Source organism: Ruegeria pomeroyi DSS-3 (assembly GCF_000011965.2).
In the GTDB taxonomy this organism is placed as follows: Bacteria; Pseudomonadota; Alphaproteobacteria; order Rhodobacterales; family Rhodobacteraceae; genus Ruegeria_B; species Ruegeria_B pomeroyi.
The window spans coordinates 1,004,264-1,021,475 of sequence record NC_003911.12 but is presented as its reverse complement, the minus strand read 5'-3'; the positions used below and the strand labels follow the sequence as shown (position 1 = coordinate 1,021,475).

General features: G+C 65.8%; 18 protein-coding genes. 9 read left to right on the top strand and 9 right to left on the bottom strand.

What is annotated here, in order from left to right:
• Nucleotides 1-203 precede the first annotated feature (203 nt).
• From SPO_RS23275 to SPO_RS04860, 4 genes are all read left to right on the top strand, one after another.
• Nucleotides 204-440: a chloramphenicol phosphotransferase CPT family protein gene (locus SPO_RS23275; RefSeq protein WP_230981773.1), complete on the top strand. Its 237-nt coding sequence runs from the start codon at nt 204-206 to the stop codon at nt 438-440.
• A 4-nt stretch (nt 441-444) separates the two neighbouring features.
• Complete coding sequence (locus tag SPO_RS23270) at nt 445-750, top strand: chloramphenicol phosphotransferase CPT family protein (RefSeq protein WP_230981772.1); 306 nt, start codon at nt 445-447, stop codon at nt 748-750.
• Between the two features lie 200 nt (nt 751-950).
• Nucleotides 951-1,409: an NUDIX hydrolase gene (locus SPO_RS04865; protein WP_011046717.1), complete on the top strand. Its 459-nt coding sequence runs from the start codon at nt 951-953 to the stop codon at nt 1,407-1,409.
• Nucleotides 1,410-1,501: 92 nt separating this feature from the next.
• Complete coding sequence (locus SPO_RS04860; protein WP_011046716.1) at nt 1,502-2,980, top strand: inorganic phosphate transporter; 1,479 nt, start codon at nt 1,502-1,504, stop codon at nt 2,978-2,980.
• Nucleotides 2,981-3,065: 85 nt separating this feature from the next.
• Here SPO_RS04860 and SPO_RS04855 read toward each other — a convergent pair whose 3' ends face one another.
• The 6 genes from SPO_RS04855 to SPO_RS04825 all read right to left on the bottom strand — a co-directional run bounded on the left by SPO_RS04855 (nt 3,066) and on the right by SPO_RS04825 (nt 8,729).
• Nucleotides 3,066-4,061: a 2-dehydropantoate 2-reductase gene (locus SPO_RS04855; protein WP_011046715.1), complete on the bottom strand. Its 996-nt coding sequence runs from the start codon at nt 4,059-4,061 to the stop codon at nt 3,066-3,068.
• 57 nt (nt 4,062-4,118) lie between these two features.
• Complete coding sequence (locus SPO_RS23060; protein ID WP_011046714.1) at nt 4,119-5,009, bottom strand: GNAT family N-acetyltransferase; 891 nt, start codon at nt 5,007-5,009, stop codon at nt 4,119-4,121.
• Nucleotides 5,006-5,923: an N-acetyl-gamma-glutamyl-phosphate reductase gene (argC, locus tag SPO_RS04840; protein ID WP_011046713.1), complete on the bottom strand. Its 918-nt coding sequence runs from the start codon at nt 5,921-5,923 to the stop codon at nt 5,006-5,008. Before argC ends, SPO_RS23060 begins: the two co-directional genes overlap by 4 nt.
• 117 nt (nt 5,924-6,040) lie before the next feature.
• Nucleotides 6,041-6,967 carry an ornithine carbamoyltransferase gene (argF, locus tag SPO_RS04835; protein WP_011046712.1) on the bottom strand — a complete coding sequence of 309 codons (927 nt, stop codon included), beginning with the start codon at nt 6,965-6,967 and terminating at the stop codon, nt 6,041-6,043.
• Between the two features lie 88 nt (nt 6,968-7,055).
• Complete coding sequence (locus SPO_RS04830; protein WP_011046711.1) at nt 7,056-8,231, bottom strand: aspartate aminotransferase family protein; 1,176 nt, start codon at nt 8,229-8,231, stop codon at nt 7,056-7,058.
• 240 nt (nt 8,232-8,471) lie between these two features.
• Nucleotides 8,472-8,729: a zinc ribbon domain-containing protein gene (locus SPO_RS04825; protein ID WP_011046710.1), complete on the bottom strand. Its 258-nt coding sequence runs from the start codon at nt 8,727-8,729 to the stop codon at nt 8,472-8,474.
• 83 nt (nt 8,730-8,812) lie between these two features.
• Between SPO_RS04825 and SPO_RS04820 the strand changes: the two genes are divergently transcribed.
• The 3 genes from SPO_RS04820 to SPO_RS04810 all read left to right on the top strand — a co-directional run bounded on the left by SPO_RS04820 (nt 8,813) and on the right by SPO_RS04810 (nt 11,657).
• Nucleotides 8,813-9,178, top strand: coding sequence for a MerR family transcriptional regulator (locus SPO_RS04820; RefSeq protein ID WP_011046709.1), 366 nt, complete (start codon nt 8,813-8,815; stop codon nt 9,176-9,178).
• 164 nt (nt 9,179-9,342) lie between these two features.
• Nucleotides 9,343-10,227: a DMT family transporter gene (locus SPO_RS04815; protein WP_044027945.1), complete on the top strand. Its 885-nt coding sequence runs from the start codon at nt 9,343-9,345 to the stop codon at nt 10,225-10,227.
• 197 nt (nt 10,228-10,424) lie between these two features.
• Nucleotides 10,425-11,657, top strand: a complete 1,233-nt coding sequence (locus SPO_RS04810) for an MFS transporter (protein ID WP_011046707.1) — start codon at nt 10,425-10,427, stop codon at nt 11,655-11,657.
• Nucleotides 11,658-11,717: 60 nt separating this feature from the next.
• Here SPO_RS04810 and SPO_RS04805 read toward each other — a convergent pair whose 3' ends face one another.
• The gene (locus SPO_RS04805; RefSeq protein ID WP_011046706.1) at nt 11,718-12,509 is read right to left on the bottom strand and encodes an ABC transporter permease; all 792 of its coding nucleotides are present in this window, start codon (nt 12,507-12,509) and stop codon (nt 11,718-11,720) included.
• Between the two features lie 149 nt (nt 12,510-12,658).
• On the opposite strand from SPO_RS04805, the gene SPO_RS04800 reads away from it, so the two are divergent.
• Nucleotides 12,659-13,255, top strand: coding sequence for a GcrA family cell cycle regulator (locus SPO_RS04800; protein WP_011046705.1), 597 nt, complete (start codon nt 12,659-12,661; stop codon nt 13,253-13,255).
• A 51-nt stretch (nt 13,256-13,306) separates the two neighbouring features.
• Here SPO_RS04800 and SPO_RS04795 read toward each other — a convergent pair whose 3' ends face one another.
• Complete coding sequence (locus SPO_RS04795; RefSeq protein ID WP_230981771.1) at nt 13,307-15,085, bottom strand: amidohydrolase; 1,779 nt, start codon at nt 15,083-15,085, stop codon at nt 13,307-13,309.
• Between the two features lie 301 nt (nt 15,086-15,386).
• On the bottom strand, nt 15,387-15,911 hold the full coding sequence (locus tag SPO_RS04790; RefSeq protein WP_011046703.1) for a YHS domain-containing (seleno)protein: 525 nt from the start codon (nt 15,909-15,911) through the stop codon (nt 15,387-15,389).
• 222 nt (nt 15,912-16,133) lie between these two features.
• Here SPO_RS04790 and yghU point away from each other — a divergent pair, with 222 nt between their 5' ends.
• Nucleotides 16,134-17,012 carry a glutathione-dependent disulfide-bond oxidoreductase gene (gene yghU, locus SPO_RS04785; RefSeq protein ID WP_011046702.1) on the top strand — a complete coding sequence of 293 codons (879 nt, stop codon included), beginning with the start codon at nt 16,134-16,136 and terminating at the stop codon, nt 17,010-17,012.
• Nucleotides 17,013-17,212 lie beyond the last annotated feature (200 nt).

Sequence of the window (17,212 nt, the reverse complement as noted above, 5' to 3'; positions counted from 1 at the left end):
AAAGAAATCTCTCTGCGTCAACTTTCTTGGACTGTCCGGCGGGACAAGTATCCGGGGAAATTGCGCCTCGTCCTCCCCCGCGCGGATAGGGGCGGGGTCGCCTGCCATGCCTGTTTCCGCGTTTCCAGCTCGCCCACTTGCCGTTTGGCGACGGCGATGCGATGACCCTTTTGCAGGCGCGGCGGGGAGCGGGGAGAAGGCACATGGCGCGGATCATCTTTCTTCACGGTGCGTCCAGCAGCGGCAAGACCAGCCTGGCGCGGGCGCTGCTGGACCGGCTCGACAGCCCGTTCTGGCATGCCTCGATCGACCATCTGCGCGATAGTGGCATGATCCCGGTGGCGCGGTTCAGATCGGGCGATTTCGACTGGCGCGCGGCCCGAGCGGCGGTGTTCGACGGGTTTCACCGCTCGGTAGCCGCCTATGCGGATGCGGGGTAATGACGTGATCCTCGAACATATTCTGGACACGCCCGGCTGGGATGCCGCCCTGCGCCGCCTGCTGGCGCCGCACGACGTGTTCTTTGTCGCCCTGCATTGCCCGCTGACAGAACTGCAACGGCGCGAGGTGGCACGGGGCGACCGACCTCCGGGAAGTGCCCGGCGGGATTTCGAGACGATCCATGCCGGGCGGCGTTACGATCTGGAGTTGCAGAGCGGCACTGGGATCGACGCCAATGTAGCGCGATTGCTGGAAGTCTGGTGCAGCGGGCGGCGGGTATCGGAGTTTGCGATACCGCAGGCAGATTAGACCTGGTCCCGGCGCATCGCTCATCCGCCCTGCGGGCGTCTTCGCTGTGGATGCGCGAAAATGCCCGAATTTTGGGCTGGTATCGCTGGATTCCCCATGTTTTCAAAGTTATTTGTTGATTTTTCACACAAAACACACAAATATCGGTCATATTTCCACAAGCGCCAAACTCCGACAGAACAGGCGCCGAGGTTGAGCAGATGAAGTCACGAGTCCTGAATGCCTGGACCGAGTTGGTCCGCCCCATGTTCCTGCGCCCCAAGCGGACGCAGGTTGCCGCGCTATGCCTGCGCCCCGCCACCGGCGGGCCCGAGGTGCTGCTGATCACCAGCCTGGACACCGGGCGCTGGATCGTGCCCAAGGGCTGGCCTATCGAAGGGCTCAGCGGCCCCGAAACCGCGCTGCAGGAGGCTTGGGAAGAGGCCGGCGTGCGCCGGGCCCGGGTCGAGGACGAGCCGGTCGGCGTCTTTGGCTATGGCAAGCGGCGCAAGAATGGCACGGTCGAGCCGGTCGAGACCTATGTCTATCGGATGCTGGTGGACGAGATCTCGGACAGCTACCCCGAAGCCGGTCGCCGCAAGCTGCGCTGGGTCGCGCCGTCGGAGGCCGCCAACATGGTGCAGGAACCGCAGTTGCAGGACCTTTTGCGGCAATTGTAACAGCCCTACGACATTTTTATGTCAGCCCGGTTGCGTGGCGCGGCCGCGCGGTCTAAGCCGCGCGCGACCCGCACGCATCCGGACAGGACATCATGAGCGACCGCAAGAGCAAGCCCCAGTGGGGTCGGCTGGATGCCGACCTGAACCGGATCAGCCGGATGGAGACCGCGACCGCCTATGCCTCGCGCCCCCTGGTGGGGACCGGCATCGCGCTGGCCTTTATCGTGCTGGCGGCCCTGGCCGCCATGGTCGCGCTGGGCGGCACGCCGGGCGGGATCGTGGTGGTCGCCGCGGCGGCCTTTGGCGCCTATATGGCAATCAATATCGGCGCCAATGACGTGGCCAACAACATGGGTCCGGCAGTGGGCGCCAATGCGCTGTCCATGGGCGCGGCGATCGCCATCGCCGCGGTGGCCGAAAGCGCCGGCGCGCTGTTGGCGGGCGGCGATGTGGTCTCGACCATCTCCAAGGGGATCATCGACCCGCAATCCGTCGCAGATACACAGGTCTTCATCTGGGCGATGATGGCGGCGCTGATCTCGTCGGCGCTGTGGGTCAACCTGGCCACCTGGGTCGGTGCGCCGGTGTCCACCACCCATTCGGTGGTGGGCGGTGTGATGGGCGCGGGGATCGCGGCTGCCGGCATGTCGGCGGTGGACTGGTCGACCATGAGCGCGATCATCGCCAGCTGGGTGATCTCTCCGCTTCTCGGCGGTGTGATTGCGGCGCTGTTTCTGGCCCTGATCAAGCATCGCATCCAGTATGCGCCCGACAAGATCGCCGCCGCGCGCCGCTGGGTACCGATCCTGGTGGCAGTGATGGCGGGTACCTTTGCCATCTACCTTTCGGTCAAGGGCATCAAGAAGATCGTCAAGATCGACCTGCAGACCGCCCTGATGATCGGGCTGGCGACCGCCCTGCTGGTCTGGGCGGTGACGATCCCCTGGATCCGGCGCAAATCCGAAGGCATGGAGAACCGCACCAAATCCATCAAGGCGCTGTTCGGCCTGCCGCTGGTGCTCTCGGCGGCGCTGTTGAGCTTTGCCCATGGCGCCAATGACGTGGCCAATGCGGTGGGACCGCTGGCGGCCATCGTGCATGTGAGCCAGGCGGGCAGTTTTGCCGCCAAGGTGGCCATTCCCTTCTGGGTCATGGTGATCGGTGCCTTTGGCATTTCGTTCGGCCTGTTCCTGTTCGGACCCAAGCTGATCCGCATGGTGGGCAGCCAGATCACCAAGCTGAACCCGATGCGGGCCTATTGCGTCGCGCTGTCTGCGGCGATCACGGTGATCGTGGCCAGCTGGCTGGGCCTGCCGGTCAGCTCGACCCATATCGCGGTGGGCGGAGTGTTCGGCGTCGGCTTCTATCGCGAATGGCATTCCGAGCGCCGGCTGCGCAACGGCCGCAACAGCCGCCCGCCCGCGCAGCGCCTGCCGCTGGAAGAGCGCCGCCGGCGCAAGCTGGTGCGGCGCTCGCATTTCATGACCATCGTGGCGGCCTGGGTGATCACGGTTCCGGCGGCGGCGCTGATGTCGGGTGTGATCTTCTCGATCCTGAACAGCTTCGTCTGAGCCTTTGCGCGGGTGATGAGGGCGCGATTGCGAGGCTCTGCCTCGCGCTCCGAGGTATTTGCAAACAGAAGAAGAGACAGCCGTGTCAGCCGGGCGGTGCGATCTGGGCGACGGTGAGCCGGGGCGGGCCTGCCCCGTCATGGGTTGCCGCGTCGATCAGCGCGGCGACACGCGAACAGATCGGGGTGGCGACGTCATGGGCGCGGCCCAGCCGGATGATCTCGCCCTGGAGGCTGGCGATCTCGGTCATGCGACCGGCTTCAAGGTCATAGGCCATCGAACTGCGCGCGCTGGGATCCACCGTCAGCATGCGCGCGGCGATGCGGGTGAAGAGAGTGTTGGGCAGGCGCAGGATATGCGGCGTGGTCCAGGCCGGCAGCGGGGTGGTCGCGGCAACCGGGATTTCGGCGGCACGCAGCACGGCCAGCGCCTCGGCCATCTGCGCGGCCATCAGGCGGCGCCAGCTGCGGTCGGCGAGCTGTTGGACCAGGGTCAGCCCCGACAGCGCGTTAAGCGCGTTGTTGAGGTTGATCACCAGCTTGCCCCACTGCACCGCCTCGATCCGCAGGCTCTCGGCGACCGGCAGGCCGGGCACCGTCAGCGCCGCGCCAAGCCCACCAGGGCCGGCCGCGATCACGATATCGCCAGAGGAGGCCCGGTGCCATGTCGCCTCGCCCAACGGCACCACGTTGAAGGGCACCATGCCGGCGCGGATGTCGCGCCCGGGCAGGCGGGCGCGCAGCTGGCGGGTGTTTTCCAAACCGTTCTGCCAGGACAGGACCGGGGCGGATGCCGGGGCATGGGTCGCGATTGCGCTGGCCATTTCGGCGGTGGCGGGTGTCTTGACCGTGACAATCACCAGCTCCGCCTGCGCAAGGCAGGCCGGATCGGTGGCCAGCGTCAGCCGGTCGGCGCCCAGGTGCAGGTCGAGCCCGCCATAATCACTCAGACGCAAGCCATGAGCGCCAATCCGCGCCAGCAGGGGTGCGCGACCCAGCAGGGTGACATCGTGCCCGCCGAGCGCCAGCAAGCCACCGCAAAAACAGCCGATACTGCCCGCCCCGGCGATCACGATCCGCATGGTCCCATCCCCCCTTGCCACAGTATCATGCGCCTGCGGCGGCATCGGCGCAACGGGTCAGGCGGTGGCCCAGCCGAAGATCAGATTGTCCGAGCGCCAGAGCGGGCCCTTGTCCTGCCGTTCGGCCAGCACCGCCCCGCCCTGCGCCTGGTAGAAGGCGCGCGCCGGGGCATTGTCGCGCACCACCGCCAGAATCAGGCGCGGCGCACCCGCCAGGGCCGCCTGTGCCCGGGCCAGCCCCAGCAGGCGCGCGCCCAGCCCAGAGCGCCGGGCCGATGCGGCGATATAGAGATGGTCAAGCTCGGTGCAGCCGTCGAACTCCTCAACCCCGCTGGGCGACAGGGCGGCAAGCCCGACCGCCACGCCGTCACGCAGGGCGATCACGGTGTCATCGCCGCTGGCCAGCCGGTCGCGCCAATAGGCGGTGCGGCGGACCTTGTTCAGCGCCAGCCGCACTTCGGGCGGGGCGATGCGGGCATAGGTTTCCTGCCAGACCTGAAAATGCAGCGTGGCCAGCGCCTCGGCATCCTGCGGCCCGGCGCGGCGCAGGGTGACGCCGCCCTCGCAAACGTTGTGCCCGGCGGCGATCCAGGCGGCCTCGGCCCGGGCTGCCTGCCCGGCGCGCACCAGCAGGTAGTCGCGATCATGGGTCGAGGTGACGAAGACCCCCAGACCGGAGCGCGACACCGGTTCTACCGCCGCCAGCACCACGCCGGGCTGGTCGAGCGCGGCCAGTGTCTCAACCCGGAGCGCCTGCCAACCGCGTGCCGTGGTCTCGCCCTCGGGCACCCGTTCCGACAGGCACAGGATCGAGGTCTCGTCAGGCGCCCGGGTGACGCTGATCAGTCCGGGGCCTTCCTGCCAGCCGGGCAATGGCGCAGCGGAGGGGCGGCGGGTGATGGCATATTCGCCCTCGAGCCTTGTCAGCAGCAGGTCGACCGCGCTCACAGCCCCAGCCCCTCGTCCAGACCCAGCATGATGTTGAGGTTCTGCACCGCCGCGCCCGAGGCGCCCTTGCCCAGATTGTCAAGCAGCGCGAGCAGCACCGCGCCACCGGTGTCGAGATTGCCATGCACCGACAGCTCCAGCTGGTTGGTCCCGTTCAGGCGGCGCGGGTCGATGCGCGCGCCATAATGGTCAGGCGAAACCACCGAGACAAAGCGGCTGGTGGCATAGTGATCGGCCAGCGCCGCCTCGATCGCAGCGCCCTGCCCCGGTTCGACAAAGGGCAGCGGCACCTGTACGATCATGCCCTGCTCATAGGGGCCGACCGAGGGCACGAACACCGGCTGCCGGGTCAGGCCCGCATGCGCGACGATCTCGGGCAGGTGCTTGTGCCGCTGCTCGGTGGCATAGACAAAGGGGCCATCGGTCTTGCCGCTTTCAAACTCGGCGATCATCGCCTTGCCGCCACCAGAATAGCCGCTGATGGCATTGATGGCGAGCGCCTGATCGGCGGCGATCAACCCGCGTTTGACCAGCGGATGGAGCAGCGCGATGGCGCCGGTGGAATAGCAGCCCGGGTTCGAGACGAACTGTCCACCGGCGATCCGGGCGCGCAGGTCGTTGTCCAGCTCGGCAAAGCCGAACACCCAGCCGGGATCGACCCGATGCGCGGTGCTGGCGTCGATCAGCCGGGTGCCGGTGCCAGCCAGCTGTGCCACGATCTCGACCGCCGCCGCATCGGGCAGGCAGAGGATGCCGACATCGGCCGCATCAAAGGCGGCGAGCCGGGCGCGGGTGTCCTTGCGGTCGGCGTCGCCCAGCGTGATCAGCCGGATATCGTCGCGCCCCTCCAGCCGGGCGCGGATTTGCAGGCCGGTCGTGCCGGCCTCGCCGTCGATGAAGACCTTGTATGTCATGGTCGGGTTTCCCTGTGTCCAAGGCGGAAAGCGGGCATGCCGGGACCGGCCCGCCAGGGCGGGGTCCGGTCTGTCTTTCCGGTGGTGTATCCGTTCAGTGAGAGGCCGGGAGGCCGATCAGGCGCCCAGGCACCAGCGCATGATCGCCTTTTGCGCATGTAGCCGGTTTTCCGCCTCGTCGAAGATGACCGAATGCGGGCCGTCCATCACCTCGGAGGTGGCCTCCTCCTCGCGGTGGGCGGGCAGGCAGTGCATGAACAGCGCGTCGGGCTTGGCATGGCGCATCAGCTCGGCATTGACCTGATAGGGGCGCAGCAGGTTGTGGCGCCGTTCCTTGGCCGATTGCGCGTCATGCATCGACACCCAGGTATCGGCCACCACCAGATCGGCGCCCTCGACCGCCTTGACCGCGTCGCGCTCGATCACGATCTTCGAGCCCTTCTGGCGGGCAAAGCCCATGTATTCCTCTTCCGGGTCGAACTGGGCCGGGCCGCTAAAGGTGAGGTCAAAGCCGAACTGACCGGCGGCATGCAGGAAGGACGAGCAGACATTGTTGCCGTCGCCGGTCCAGACCACTTTCTTGCCCGCGATCGGGCCGCGATGCTCTTCATAGGTCAGCACATCGGCCATGATCTGGCAGGGGTGGCTGCGGTCGGTCAGCCCGTTAATCACCGGCACATCGGCATATTCGGCCATCTCGGCCAGCACCGATTCATCAAAGGTCCGGATCATGATCATGTCGACATAACGCGACAGCACGCGGGCGGTGTCGGCGATGGTCTCGCCATGGCCAAGCTGCATGTCATTGCCCGAGAGCACCATGGTCTGCCCGCCCATCTGGCGCACGCCCACGTCAAAGGAGACGCGGGTCCGGGTCGAGGGTTTCTCGAAGATCAGCGCCACCATCCGGTCCTTGAGGGGCTGTTCGTCATCGGGCGCGGCCTTGGGCCGGCCCAGGCGGGCCTGTTTCATGGCGCCCGCCTGGTCGATCATGGCCCGCAGGTCGGCGGCGTCGGTCTTGTGGATATCGAGAAAGTGATTCATGTCTTTAGGCTTTCTTGTGGTCGGGGATGGGGGCGCCGCCCCCGTCGCCTGACGGCGACTCCCCGGAGTATTTTTAGCGAAATGAAGATCAGGCGGCGTCGACCTGGGTCGCCGCGGCATCCAGACGGGTGAAGGCCTCGGCGATGTCCTCCTCGGTGAGGGTGAGCGGCGGCAGCAGGCGGACCACGTTGTCGGCGGCGGGTACGGTGATGACGAGATTGTCAAAGCCGGCCTTGACCACATCGAGATTGGACGCCTTGCATTTCAGCCCCAGCATCAGGCCCGATCCGCGCACCTCTTCGAACACATTCGGGTGGGTGGCAATCAGCCCTTCGAGCCGCTGGCGCAGCAGCGCCGCCTTGCGGTTGACCTCGGCCAGAAAATCCGGGTCAGCCACGTGATCCATCACCGCGCAGCCCACGGCACAGCCCAGCGGGTTGCCGCCATAGGTGGAGCCATGGGTGCCCACCGTCATGCCGCTTGCCGCCTCTTCGGTGGCCAGCACCGCGCCCAGCGGGAAGCCGCCGCCGATGCCCTTGGCCACCATCATGATATCGGGCGTGATCCCTGCCCATTCATGGGCAAACAACCGTCCGGTCCGGCCCACGCCGCATTGCACCTCGTCCAGGATCAGCAGGAGGCCATGATCGTCGCAGATCTGGCGCAGCGCCTTCAGGTCTGCATCGGGAACCGGGCGGATGCCACCCTCGCCCTGCACCGGCTCGATCAGGATCGCGGCGGTCTTGTCAGTGATCGCATTGGTCACCCCGTCGAGGTCGCCAAAGGTCAGATGCACGAAACCCGGCAGCAGCGGGCCGAAGCCCTTGACCATCTTCTCGGAACCCGCAGCGGCGATCCCGGCCGAGGAGCGGCCATGGAAGGAGCCATCAAAAGTGATGATCTCGACCCGCTCGGGCTGTCCCTTGTCGTAAAAATACTTGCGCGCCATCTTCACCGCCAGTTCACAGGCCTCGGTGCCGGAATTGGTGAAGAACACCGTATCGGCAAAGGTATGCTCCACCAGCTTGTCGGCCAGCGCCTGCTGTTGCGGAATGTGGTAGAGGTTGGACACGTGCCACAGGTTCTGCGCCTGATCGGTCAGCGCCTTGACCAGGGCCGGATGGGCATGGCCCAGCGCGTTCACCGCGATGCCGGCACCAAGGTCGAGGAAGCGTCGGCCATCCGCCTCGGTCAGCCAGGCGCCTTCGCCCTTCACGAAGTGAAGCGGCGCGCGGGTATAGGTCGGCAGGACGGACGGAATCATGGGATCATCCTTGTCTGAGGGTTGTCCCCGATGCAGGGCATAGCGGGGCGGTCAGGTCAATGTCTGGAAGCAGGGTGCGTGCAGGGAAATCTGGCACACAGGATCAAACGGCCGCTCAGGCGGCTGCACGTCGGCGTCGAAGGGACGGGATATGGGCGTGTTTGATCATGGCGCGTTCCATAACGGAGGATTCGCGCAAAGAAAACCCCTTTTGAAGGGGGAAAAGAAACAAAGCGGAAGTCAGGCCGCGCGCCAGCGATCCAACCGCTTCATCCCGCGGGTAAAGGCCCAGGCCAGGATACGCGGCATGCCCTGCCCCACCAGCGCCTCGACACAATGGGCCTGGAACTCCTCATAGGTCGCATCGGGGTGCCGGAAGGCGCCGTTTTCATAGCAGAGCGAACACCATTTGGTGCTGCGCGCGCCGTCCGCCTCGCTGCCGCCACCGGCCGGGTCCTTGCTGAGCGGCATGCCGCAGCTTTGACAGGTCTGTCCCATGATCCTTGCCCCTTGAATTCGGTGTCGGTCCTGTCATAGGATCAAAACCATGGAGTAGAGTCAATGGTTTTGAAAGGCCGGCCATGCGGATCGGAGAACTTGCACGGCGCAGCGGGCTGAGCCGCGACACGCTGCGGTTTTACGAAAGACAGGGGCTGATCCAATCCGAACCGGGCGCCGAGGCGACCAACAGCTATCGCGACTATCCCGAAGAGGCGCTGATCACCCTGGACCAGATCGCCGACGCGCAAGCGGCGGGCATGAGCATTGCCGATCTGGCCATGCTGATGGGCCAGTTGCAGGCCGCCGATCCCGACGGGTTCGATGGCGAGGCCTTTCTGGACGCGCGCATCGTCGAGGTCGAGGCGCGCATCACCCGGGCCGAACGGTTCCTGGACAGCCTGCGTCAGGCGCGCGCGGCTTTGGCGGCAACGCCCCGCCTGCGCTAGCGGCGGGCGCCAACTGCGGACCGTGCCCAGCGGTGAGCCGTGCAAGCGTCACGATCGGCGCAAGAAGGAACGGCGCGATCAAGGCAGCAGCGCATGCTCGAATTCGGCCGGTGGCGAACTCTTCCTGCCTTGCCATCTCCCGGCAGATGCAGCACCGATACACCATGTTCGAACCCAAGCCGCAGAATCCCGCCCTTGCCGCTGCGCTGATCTTTGCGGCGACGGCGTTCATTGCGGGAACGACCCTGCTGGCCAAGGCGTTGGGAACCGGCGCGTTGGGCCCTGCCCTGCCGGCCCTGCAAATCAGCCATGGACGCTTTCTCTTTGCCCTTGCCGTGATCCTGTCGATCGTGGCCGCGACGCGGCCCCGGCTGAGCCGGCCCCATTGGGGCCTGCATCTGGGCCGCACCAGCTTTGGCTGGGCGGGGGTGACGCTGATGTTTGCCGCCGTTGCCTATATCCCGATGGCCGACGCCACCGCGATCGCCTTTCTGAACCCGGTCTTTGGCATGCTGCTGGCGATCCCGCTTCTGGGCGAACGCGTCGGGCCATGGCGCTGGGGCGCGGCGGTCATCGCGCTGGTGGGCGCCCTCATCCTTCTGCGCCCGACACCCGGCAGTTTCCAACCCGCCGCCCTGCTGGCACTGGCGGCAGCGGCGGTGATGGGGATGGAGCTCATCTTCATCAAGAAGCTTGCGGGCCGCGAACGTCCGATCCAGATCCTGCTGGTCAACAATGCCATGGGGCTGGCGATCGCCAGTCTCGCGGTCTGGCCGGTCTGGCAGGCACCGCTGCCCGCGCAATGGGCGGCACTGGCCGGGATCGGCTTGTTGATGGCCTGCGCGCAGATCTGTTTCGTCAACGGCATGGCCCGGGCCGATGCCTCCTTTGTCGCGCCTTTCAGTTACGGGACTCTGGTCTTTGCCGCCCTCTATGATCTGGCCGTCTTCCAGGTCTGGCCCGATGCGATCAGCTTGGGGGGCGCCGCCATCATCCTGACGGGCGCCCTGACACTGGCCTGGCGCGAGGGGCGGGTCCGCAGGCCCTGACCAGCCGCTTCATTTCGCCCGAAATACTCCAGGAGAGGCACCCACCGGGCGCCGCGGGCAGCGCCCCCAAACCCAGAACACCCCTGGGACATAATCCGCCCGACTGGCCTTGACGCGACGGATAGGTCGCAAACCGCCAAGACCCGGGCATCATTCGCGCCGATCCTGCGGCTGAGCAAAACCCGGAAGCAAGTATCATGCATGAACGCCGAATTCCCGAATGGGTCCGCCATTCCCCCGCCCCCTCGGTGCGGGATTTCGGGCTGCTGGCCGGGCTCGAGGCGGTGGTACGCGGCATCCTGATTTCGGTCTTTCCGCTGATCATGTACCGCGCGCTTGGCGATGCCGAGCGGGTCTCGATGGCTTATTTCCTGATCGGCTTCCTGTCACTGGGTGCCGGGCTGATGGTGCCCGGCCTGATCCGCTATCTGCCGCGGCGCTGGGCCTATTCGGCGGGCGCGCTGCTGTTCGTCGCCGGGGCCGGGCTGGCGGTGCAAGGCACGCCGCTGACCACGATCGCAGCACTGGCCTGCAACACCGTTGCCGCCGTTGTCTGCTTCATCTGCTTCAACGCCTATGTGCTCGACTATATCGAGCGGGTGGAGTTGGGCCGGTGCGAGACCAGCCGCATGTTCTACAGCGCGCTTGGCTGGACCGTCGGACCGATGGCGGGGGTCCTGCTGATGGAGATCTGGCCGCCCGCCCCTTTCGTGATCAGCGGCGTTGCTGCGCTGGCAATGCTGGCGCTGTTCTGGGCGCTCAGGCTGGGCAATGGCAAGATGATCACCCGTGCCCGCCGCCCGGCGCGCAATCCGCTCGCCTTCCTGCCCCGTTTCTTTGCCCAGCCCCGGTTGGTAGCGGGGTATCTCTTTGCGATGATCCGGTCCTGCGGCTGGTGGGTCTATGTGGTCTATCTGCCCATCTTCGCCATCGAGTCGGGCCTGGGCGACCAACTGGGAGGCATCATGCTGTCGATCACCAACGGCATGCTGTTTGCTGCGCCGCTGATCCTGCGCTGGGTGCAGGCGCGTTCGCTGAAAAGCGCGGTCCGCACCGGCTTTGCCGGGGCCGGTCTGTGTTTTGCCACTGCCGGGCTGCTGTCGGGCTGGCCGCCGCTTGCCGCGGGCCTGCTGATGCTTGGGTCGTTCTGGCTGATCGTGCTCGATATCTGCGCGGGGCTTCCGTTCCTGATGGCGGTCAAACCCTCCGAGCGCACCGAGATGTCGGCGATCTATTCCAGCTATCGCGACGTTTCGGGGATCCTGACGCCGGGCGTGGCCTGGCTGGTGCTGCTGGCCGCGCCGGTTGCGGGGATTTTCGTCGCCGGGGGGGCGGGGCTGTTCGGCGCCTTTACCATCGCGGCACGGATGCATCCGCGCCTTGGACGCCCCCGCATCCGCCTCGAGCCCGGTTCGCTCGCCGACGCCTGAGGCGGGCGCCGTTTTCCGGCCCGGAAAACGGCCCGGAATTCTTGCAGAATTCCGGCGGCCTCACGCCTTGAGCCGATAGCCGCGCTTGAGCAGCACCCAGGCCAGCAGGCACACGGCGCCCGTGGCCCCCAGGCAGACCGTCAAACCCAGCGCCGGCGGGCTGTCCGAAACGCCGATCACCGCAAAACGCAGACCGTCGATCAGATAGAAGACCGGATTGGCATGGGTCAACCGCTCCAGCAGCGGCGGCAGCGCCTCGACCGAATAGAAAGTGCCCGACAGAAACGCCAGCGGCGTGACGATGAAATTGGTGATCGCCGCCATCTGGTCGAACTTGTTGGCGTAAATCCCCGCGACCAGCCCCAGCGCCCCCATGAACCCGGCGCCCAGCACCACAAAGCCCAGCGCCAGCAGCGGATGCGCCGGCACGATGCCCAGCACCAGTACCAGCGCCGCGGCGATTGCCACCGCCACCAGCAACCCGCGCACAACCGCGCCCGCCAGATAGCCCAACAGCAGCTCCAACGCCGAAAGCGGCGGCATCAGCGTATCGACGATATTGCCCTGCACCTTGGAAATCACCACCGAGGAGGAGGTATTGGCAAAGGCATTCTGGATCACCGTCATCATCAGGATCCCCGGCGCCAGGAAGGTCAGGAACGGCACCCCCATCACCGCGCCCCGCCCGGACCCGACCGCGAGCGAAAAGATCATCATGAACAGGCCCGCCGTCACCAGCGGGGCCAGCAGGGTCTGGGTCCACACCACCAGAAAGCGCATCACCTCGCGCGCGGCGAGCGTATAGAGCCCCAGCCAGTTCACCCGTCCGAACCGCCGCATCCCCAGTTCCATCGTCCTCTCTCCCGCTTGTCGCCACGCTGGTCTTTCCGATTCGAAATGCCTTGTAACCCGGCCCGCAGTGACTAGAATAGGGCGCTGAGACAATTTCCGAAGGCGGCCCGCAGCTCTGGGGCCGCTTTCCCGCTTTTGAGAGGCAAACCATGTCCTGGACCGACGAGCGCGTCGAACTGCTCAAGAAAATGTGGGGCGAGGGCCAGTCGGCCAGCCAGATCGCCAAGGAACTGGGCGGCGTCACCCGCAACGCGGTCATCGGCAAGGTGCACCGTCTGGGCCTGTCCAACCGCAGCTCGGGCGCCGCGCCGGCCTCGACCAAGGCCGAGACCAAGGAAAAGCCCGCCGCCGCAACCCCCCGGGCCGAGGCCAAGCCCAAACCCGCTCCGCGCCCCGAACCGTTGCGCGCCGCGCCTGATCCGGCCCCCGCGCCGCAGCCGGCCGAGATCAAGCCGATTCCAGCGCGCAAGCAGATCATCCCGGCCGGCCAGCCACTGCCGCCGCAGCCCTCGGCCAACGAGATCAGCCCCGAGGCGCTGGCCAAGGTCAACGAGGTCGAGAAGAAGGCGAAGAAGCTAAGCCTGATGGAACTGACCGAGCGGACCTGCAAATGGCCGGTGGGCGACCCCGCGACCGAGGATTTCTGGTTCTGCGGCCTGCCCGTGCAACAGGGCAAACCCTATTGCGAGGCGCATGTGGGTGTGGCCTTCCAGCCGATGAGCTCGCGCCGCGACCGTCGCCGCTGAGACGTTTTGTTCACGACGAACACCCGCACCATCGGTGCGGGTGTTTTCGTTTCAGTTGCCTTCGTGGCCGTGCGCCACCCGCATAGCGTGGTCCAGGGCCGCCACGGCGAACTCTTGAGACGCCTCCGGGTTGCGCGGCATATCCAGCGACGCCTTGCGCCGGTCCGACTGCGCCGGAAAATCACGTCCCTCCATCACGGTACCGATGACGGCGATGTCGCGTATCTTCTCGGGGTCCACTGTCAGCGGGTTGTCCCCGAGAATGGTGAGATTGGCCCGTTTGCCCGGCTCGATGCTGCCGATCTCGTGTTCCAGCTTCAGGGAATAGGCGGCGTTGATCGTCACCCCGCGCAGCGCCGTTTCGGCGCTGACGCGCTGGGCCGGACCGGCGACGCGGCCCGACGAGGTGACCCGGTTGACCGCGCACCACATCAGGAAGAGCGGGTCGCAAGGCGCCATCGGCATATCCGAATGCAGCGACCATGAGATGCCCGCGGCCTCGACATCGCCGAGGCGGACCATGTTGTCGGCCCGATCGGGTCCCAGGCCGACCTCGCCGTAATTATCCGCCAGGGCCGCGACGTAATAGGGGTTGGCACTGACGATGGCCCCGAGATCCCGGATGCGCAGCACCTGATCGGCGCCGCTCACCGCGAAATGGACGATGGTTGTTCGATGGTCGTCGCGGGGGGTGCGGCGCAGGTTGGTTTCCAGCGTGTCCAGAACCCGGTCCAGCCCGGCGTCACCGTTGACATGGACATGGAGCTGGTAACCGGCATCCCAATAGACGCGGAACGCGCGCTGGAACTGGTCGAGATCCATCATCCATTCGCCCTTGTGCCCATCAAGAAACGGATCCCGTACCTGCATGAGCTGCGAGTAAATGGCCCCGTCCGCGAACAGCTTGATCTGTTTGGGCGCAAGGCTGGTCATCCCGCCGTACCAGCCCGCCAGAGCCTCGGTATCAGCGATCACCCGGGCATCGTCCGGCTGTGCCGCAATCAGGCTTTTGCCGTCGGCCATAAAGGACCAGCGGAACGGCATGTCGGCCGCGCCGAACACGGCATTCACTCCGTCCTGCACCTGTTTCGAAAGGATCCCGCCCGGTTCATTGCCGATGGTTATGCCCTTGGCGCGCATGTAATCGCGCGACAGTTCCAATCCCGCCCGCAGCCGCTCGGGCGAGGCGACCATGCTGCCGATGTTCGGCAATACCGCAAAAAACCCCTGCTCCCAGAACCTGCCCTCGTCGAAGTTCGACTGTTCCTGCGCGGTGTCTGAGAATCCGGCAACCGTGTCTGCCGTCACGCCGCCGCGCGCCAGAGCGGCCGAGTTGAGCACCATCTCGTGACAGGAGCGCGCCCAGGCGAGGATCGGCTGTTGAGTGCTGATCGCGTCCAGATCCGACCGGGTCAGCCTGCCGTAAAAGGACGGATGATAGCCCCAGGTCAGGATCGGTTCGTCCGCAGTTGGCGCCGCAGACACGGCCTCGGTCAGGCGCGCGATGAAATCGGCCTTGTCGCGAACCGCCGGAACCGTTCCGCCCGGCAAGACCCAATCCTCGATCGAGAGGATGACCGAGGCCATGGTGAGGGCCGCCAGAATAGGGTGGTCGTGCTGCGCGATGAAGCCCGGAACGATCACATGCCCTGAATATCGGTCATCGACACGGTAAGGATGGCCATCCAGCGCTGCGGTCACCTCTGACAGGGTACCGGCGGCATGGATGCGGTCGCCCAGCACGGCCACCGCCTGCGCCGTCGGGCGCGCGGGGTCGAGCGTGACAACCTCTCGCGCGGTATAGATCACGGCATCGGCGTTTTGGACCATGGTTCCCCCAAGATCGCTGAGGGAATTGGTCAAGGCCCGTGCAGAATGGGAGGGCAGGAAGGCGGCGGACCCCCAGAGAAGAACACGCAAGACGGAACGACGGTCGGTCGGAAACATGACAAGGATCCTCCTGGTATGCAGCCAATGACTGCTTCAACGATACAACCGGGCGTTGCGATTCATACCACAGAATCGTTGGTTTGGGTCGCGTCGTCCAAGGATCTTGCCAGTTCCGTCCAAAAAAGGCCCGGGGAAAACCCCGGGCCCGCACTCGTGACAGTCAAATCCGATCCGGAGGAGGTCAGTTCTTGACCGGCGCCGCCGAGGTGAAATCGGGGATCACACTGGTCGAGGCCGCCTTGGTCTCGATCCCCGGCCAATTGCCCTGGGCCTTGTTGATGTTGCCGGGAATGTCCTCTTCCCAGAATCCGACCACGTTCTTGGTGATGTTCAGATACAGCTTGTCATCGACGATGCGCCACAGGTTCGGATTGCCCGGAACCTTGCCGCCCTTGGACACGCCATAGGCGCAATGGCCGTCATATTGCGGAGCGTAATAGGCCGGATTGGCAAGGAACTTGTCGCGATTGTCGGCGCTGGCAAAGGCCCAGGTCGAGCCGTTCCATTCGGCGGTGATGTCGGCACGGCCCTTGACCGCCTCGGGCTGGGCCTGACCAACCGGCGCCTGGGCAAGGCCGCGATAGGCGACGACGTCATACCCCGACACCGCAAAGCCGGTGCCGTCCAGATATTGCGGCCCGGCCAGCACGGGCGCGGCGAGCGCGGTCATCACGGCGGCGGCAAGGGCAAGAACGAGACGTTTCATGGATGAACTCCTCTGATAAGCATTGAGCGAAAGATAACCTGCCCCGCCCCGTCCCGCAGCCGACCTCGCGCGGCTGTGAGGTGAGTTTGGCACATCGTGAGCGCGGGCACCGAATTGTTTCAGTTGCATTCCCCGCAGGCAGGTTGGACTTTGCCATTCCGGCCCCTAGCTCTGCCAGAACGGGCGCCGCCGCCCGGAATTGAAACATTCGAGACGAAAGCCATGACCGAACACACACCCTATACCCCGCCCCGCGTCTGGACCTGGGACAAGGAAAACGGCGGCCAGTTCGCCAATATCAACCGCCCCATCGCGGGCGCGACCCATGACAAGGAGCTTCCGGTCGGCAAGCATCCGTTCCAACTCTACTCGCTGGGCACGCCCAATGGGGTCAAGGTGACGGTGATGTTCGAGGAGCTGCTGGCCGCAGGGCATGCAGGCGCCGAATACGATGCCTGGCTGATCAATATCGGCGAGGGCGATCAGTTCGGGTCGGGCTTTGTCGATGTGAACCCCAACTCCAAGATACCCGCCCTGCTCGACCGCTCAGGCCCCGAGCCGGTCCGGGTGTTCGAAAGCGCCTCGATCCTGTTCCATCTGGCCGAGAAGTTCGGCGCCTTCCTGCCCGCATCGGGCCCGGCCCGGACCGAGGTGATGAACTGGCTGTTCTGGCAGATGGGCAGCGCGCCCTATCTGGGCGGCGGCTTTGGCCATTTCTATGCCTATGCGCCCGAGAAGTTCGAATATCCGATCAACCGTTTCGCGATGGAGGTCAAGCGCCAGCTCGACGTGCTGGACCGGCAACTGGCGCAACACCCCTTTATCGCGGGCGAGGAATACTCCATCGCCGATATGGCGATCTGGCCCTGGTACGGGCAGCTGGTGCTGGGCCGGGCCTATGACGCGGCCGAATTCCTGGATGCCGAAAGCTATACCCATGTGATGCGTTGGGCGCGTGAACTGGATGCCCGCCCCGGCGTCAGCCGTGGCCGCATGGTCAACCGCGTCTCGGGCGAGCCGAAATACCAGCTGCGCGAGCGCCATGACGCCAGCGATTTCGACACCCGCACCCAGGACAAGCTGGAGTCGAACCCAAGCTGAGCCAACGGGCGCCCGAAGATGCGTGGCATTTTAGGAAAATGCCAAACAGAATCAGGGCCTTTTGCCCCCTCCACCCAGCCGGGCGAAGGCCCGCTGTGTGCCAGATCACAAGACCGGACCGCGCCCTGCTGCGGCCCGGTCTTTTCGTTTCGAAATAGGCGAAAATCGCGCGCAGCCCGGCGTTGAGCGGCGGGGCCGAT

What these genes read in the sequence shown, in the direction of transcription:
- SPO_RS23275 (WP_230981773.1), top strand. Translation starts at nt 204, where the DNA reads ATGGCGCGGATCATCTTTCTTCACGGTGCGTCCAGCAGCGGCAAGACC.
- SPO_RS04865 (WP_011046717.1), top strand. Translation starts at nt 951, where the DNA reads ATGAAGTCACGAGTCCTGAATGCCTGGACCGAGTTGGTCCGCCCCATG.
- SPO_RS04860 (WP_011046716.1), top strand. Translation starts at nt 1,502, where the DNA reads ATGAGCGACCGCAAGAGCAAGCCCCAGTGGGGTCGGCTGGATGCCGAC.
- SPO_RS04855 (WP_011046715.1), bottom strand. Translation starts at nt 4,061, where the DNA reads ATGCGGATCGTGATCGCCGGGGCGGGCAGTATCGGCTGTTTTTGCGGT.
- argC (WP_011046713.1), bottom strand. Translation starts at nt 5,923, where the DNA reads ATGACATACAAGGTCTTCATCGACGGCGAGGCCGGCACGACCGGCCTG.
- argF (WP_011046712.1), bottom strand. Translation starts at nt 6,967, where the DNA reads ATGAATCACTTTCTCGATATCCACAAGACCGACGCCGCCGACCTGCGG.
- SPO_RS04830 (WP_011046711.1), bottom strand. Translation starts at nt 8,231, where the DNA reads ATGATTCCGTCCGTCCTGCCGACCTATACCCGCGCGCCGCTTCACTTC.
- SPO_RS04825 (WP_011046710.1), bottom strand. Translation starts at nt 8,729, where the DNA reads ATGGGACAGACCTGTCAAAGCTGCGGCATGCCGCTCAGCAAGGACCCG.
- SPO_RS04820 (WP_011046709.1), top strand. Translation starts at nt 8,813, where the DNA reads ATGCGGATCGGAGAACTTGCACGGCGCAGCGGGCTGAGCCGCGACACG.
- SPO_RS04815 (WP_044027945.1), top strand. Translation starts at nt 9,343, where the DNA reads ATGTTCGAACCCAAGCCGCAGAATCCCGCCCTTGCCGCTGCGCTGATC.
- SPO_RS04810 (WP_011046707.1), top strand. Translation starts at nt 10,425, where the DNA reads ATGCATGAACGCCGAATTCCCGAATGGGTCCGCCATTCCCCCGCCCCC.
- SPO_RS04805 (WP_011046706.1), bottom strand. Translation starts at nt 12,509, where the DNA reads ATGGAACTGGGGATGCGGCGGTTCGGACGGGTGAACTGGCTGGGGCTC.
- SPO_RS04800 (WP_011046705.1), top strand. Translation starts at nt 12,659, where the DNA reads ATGTCCTGGACCGACGAGCGCGTCGAACTGCTCAAGAAAATGTGGGGC.
- SPO_RS04795 (WP_230981771.1), bottom strand. Translation starts at nt 15,085, where the DNA reads ATGGTCCAAAACGCCGATGCCGTGATCTATACCGCGCGAGAGGTTGTC.
- SPO_RS04790 (WP_011046703.1), bottom strand. Translation starts at nt 15,911, where the DNA reads ATGAAACGTCTCGTTCTTGCCCTTGCCGCCGCCGTGATGACCGCGCTC.
- yghU (WP_011046702.1), top strand. Translation starts at nt 16,134, where the DNA reads ATGACCGAACACACACCCTATACCCCGCCCCGCGTCTGGACCTGGGAC.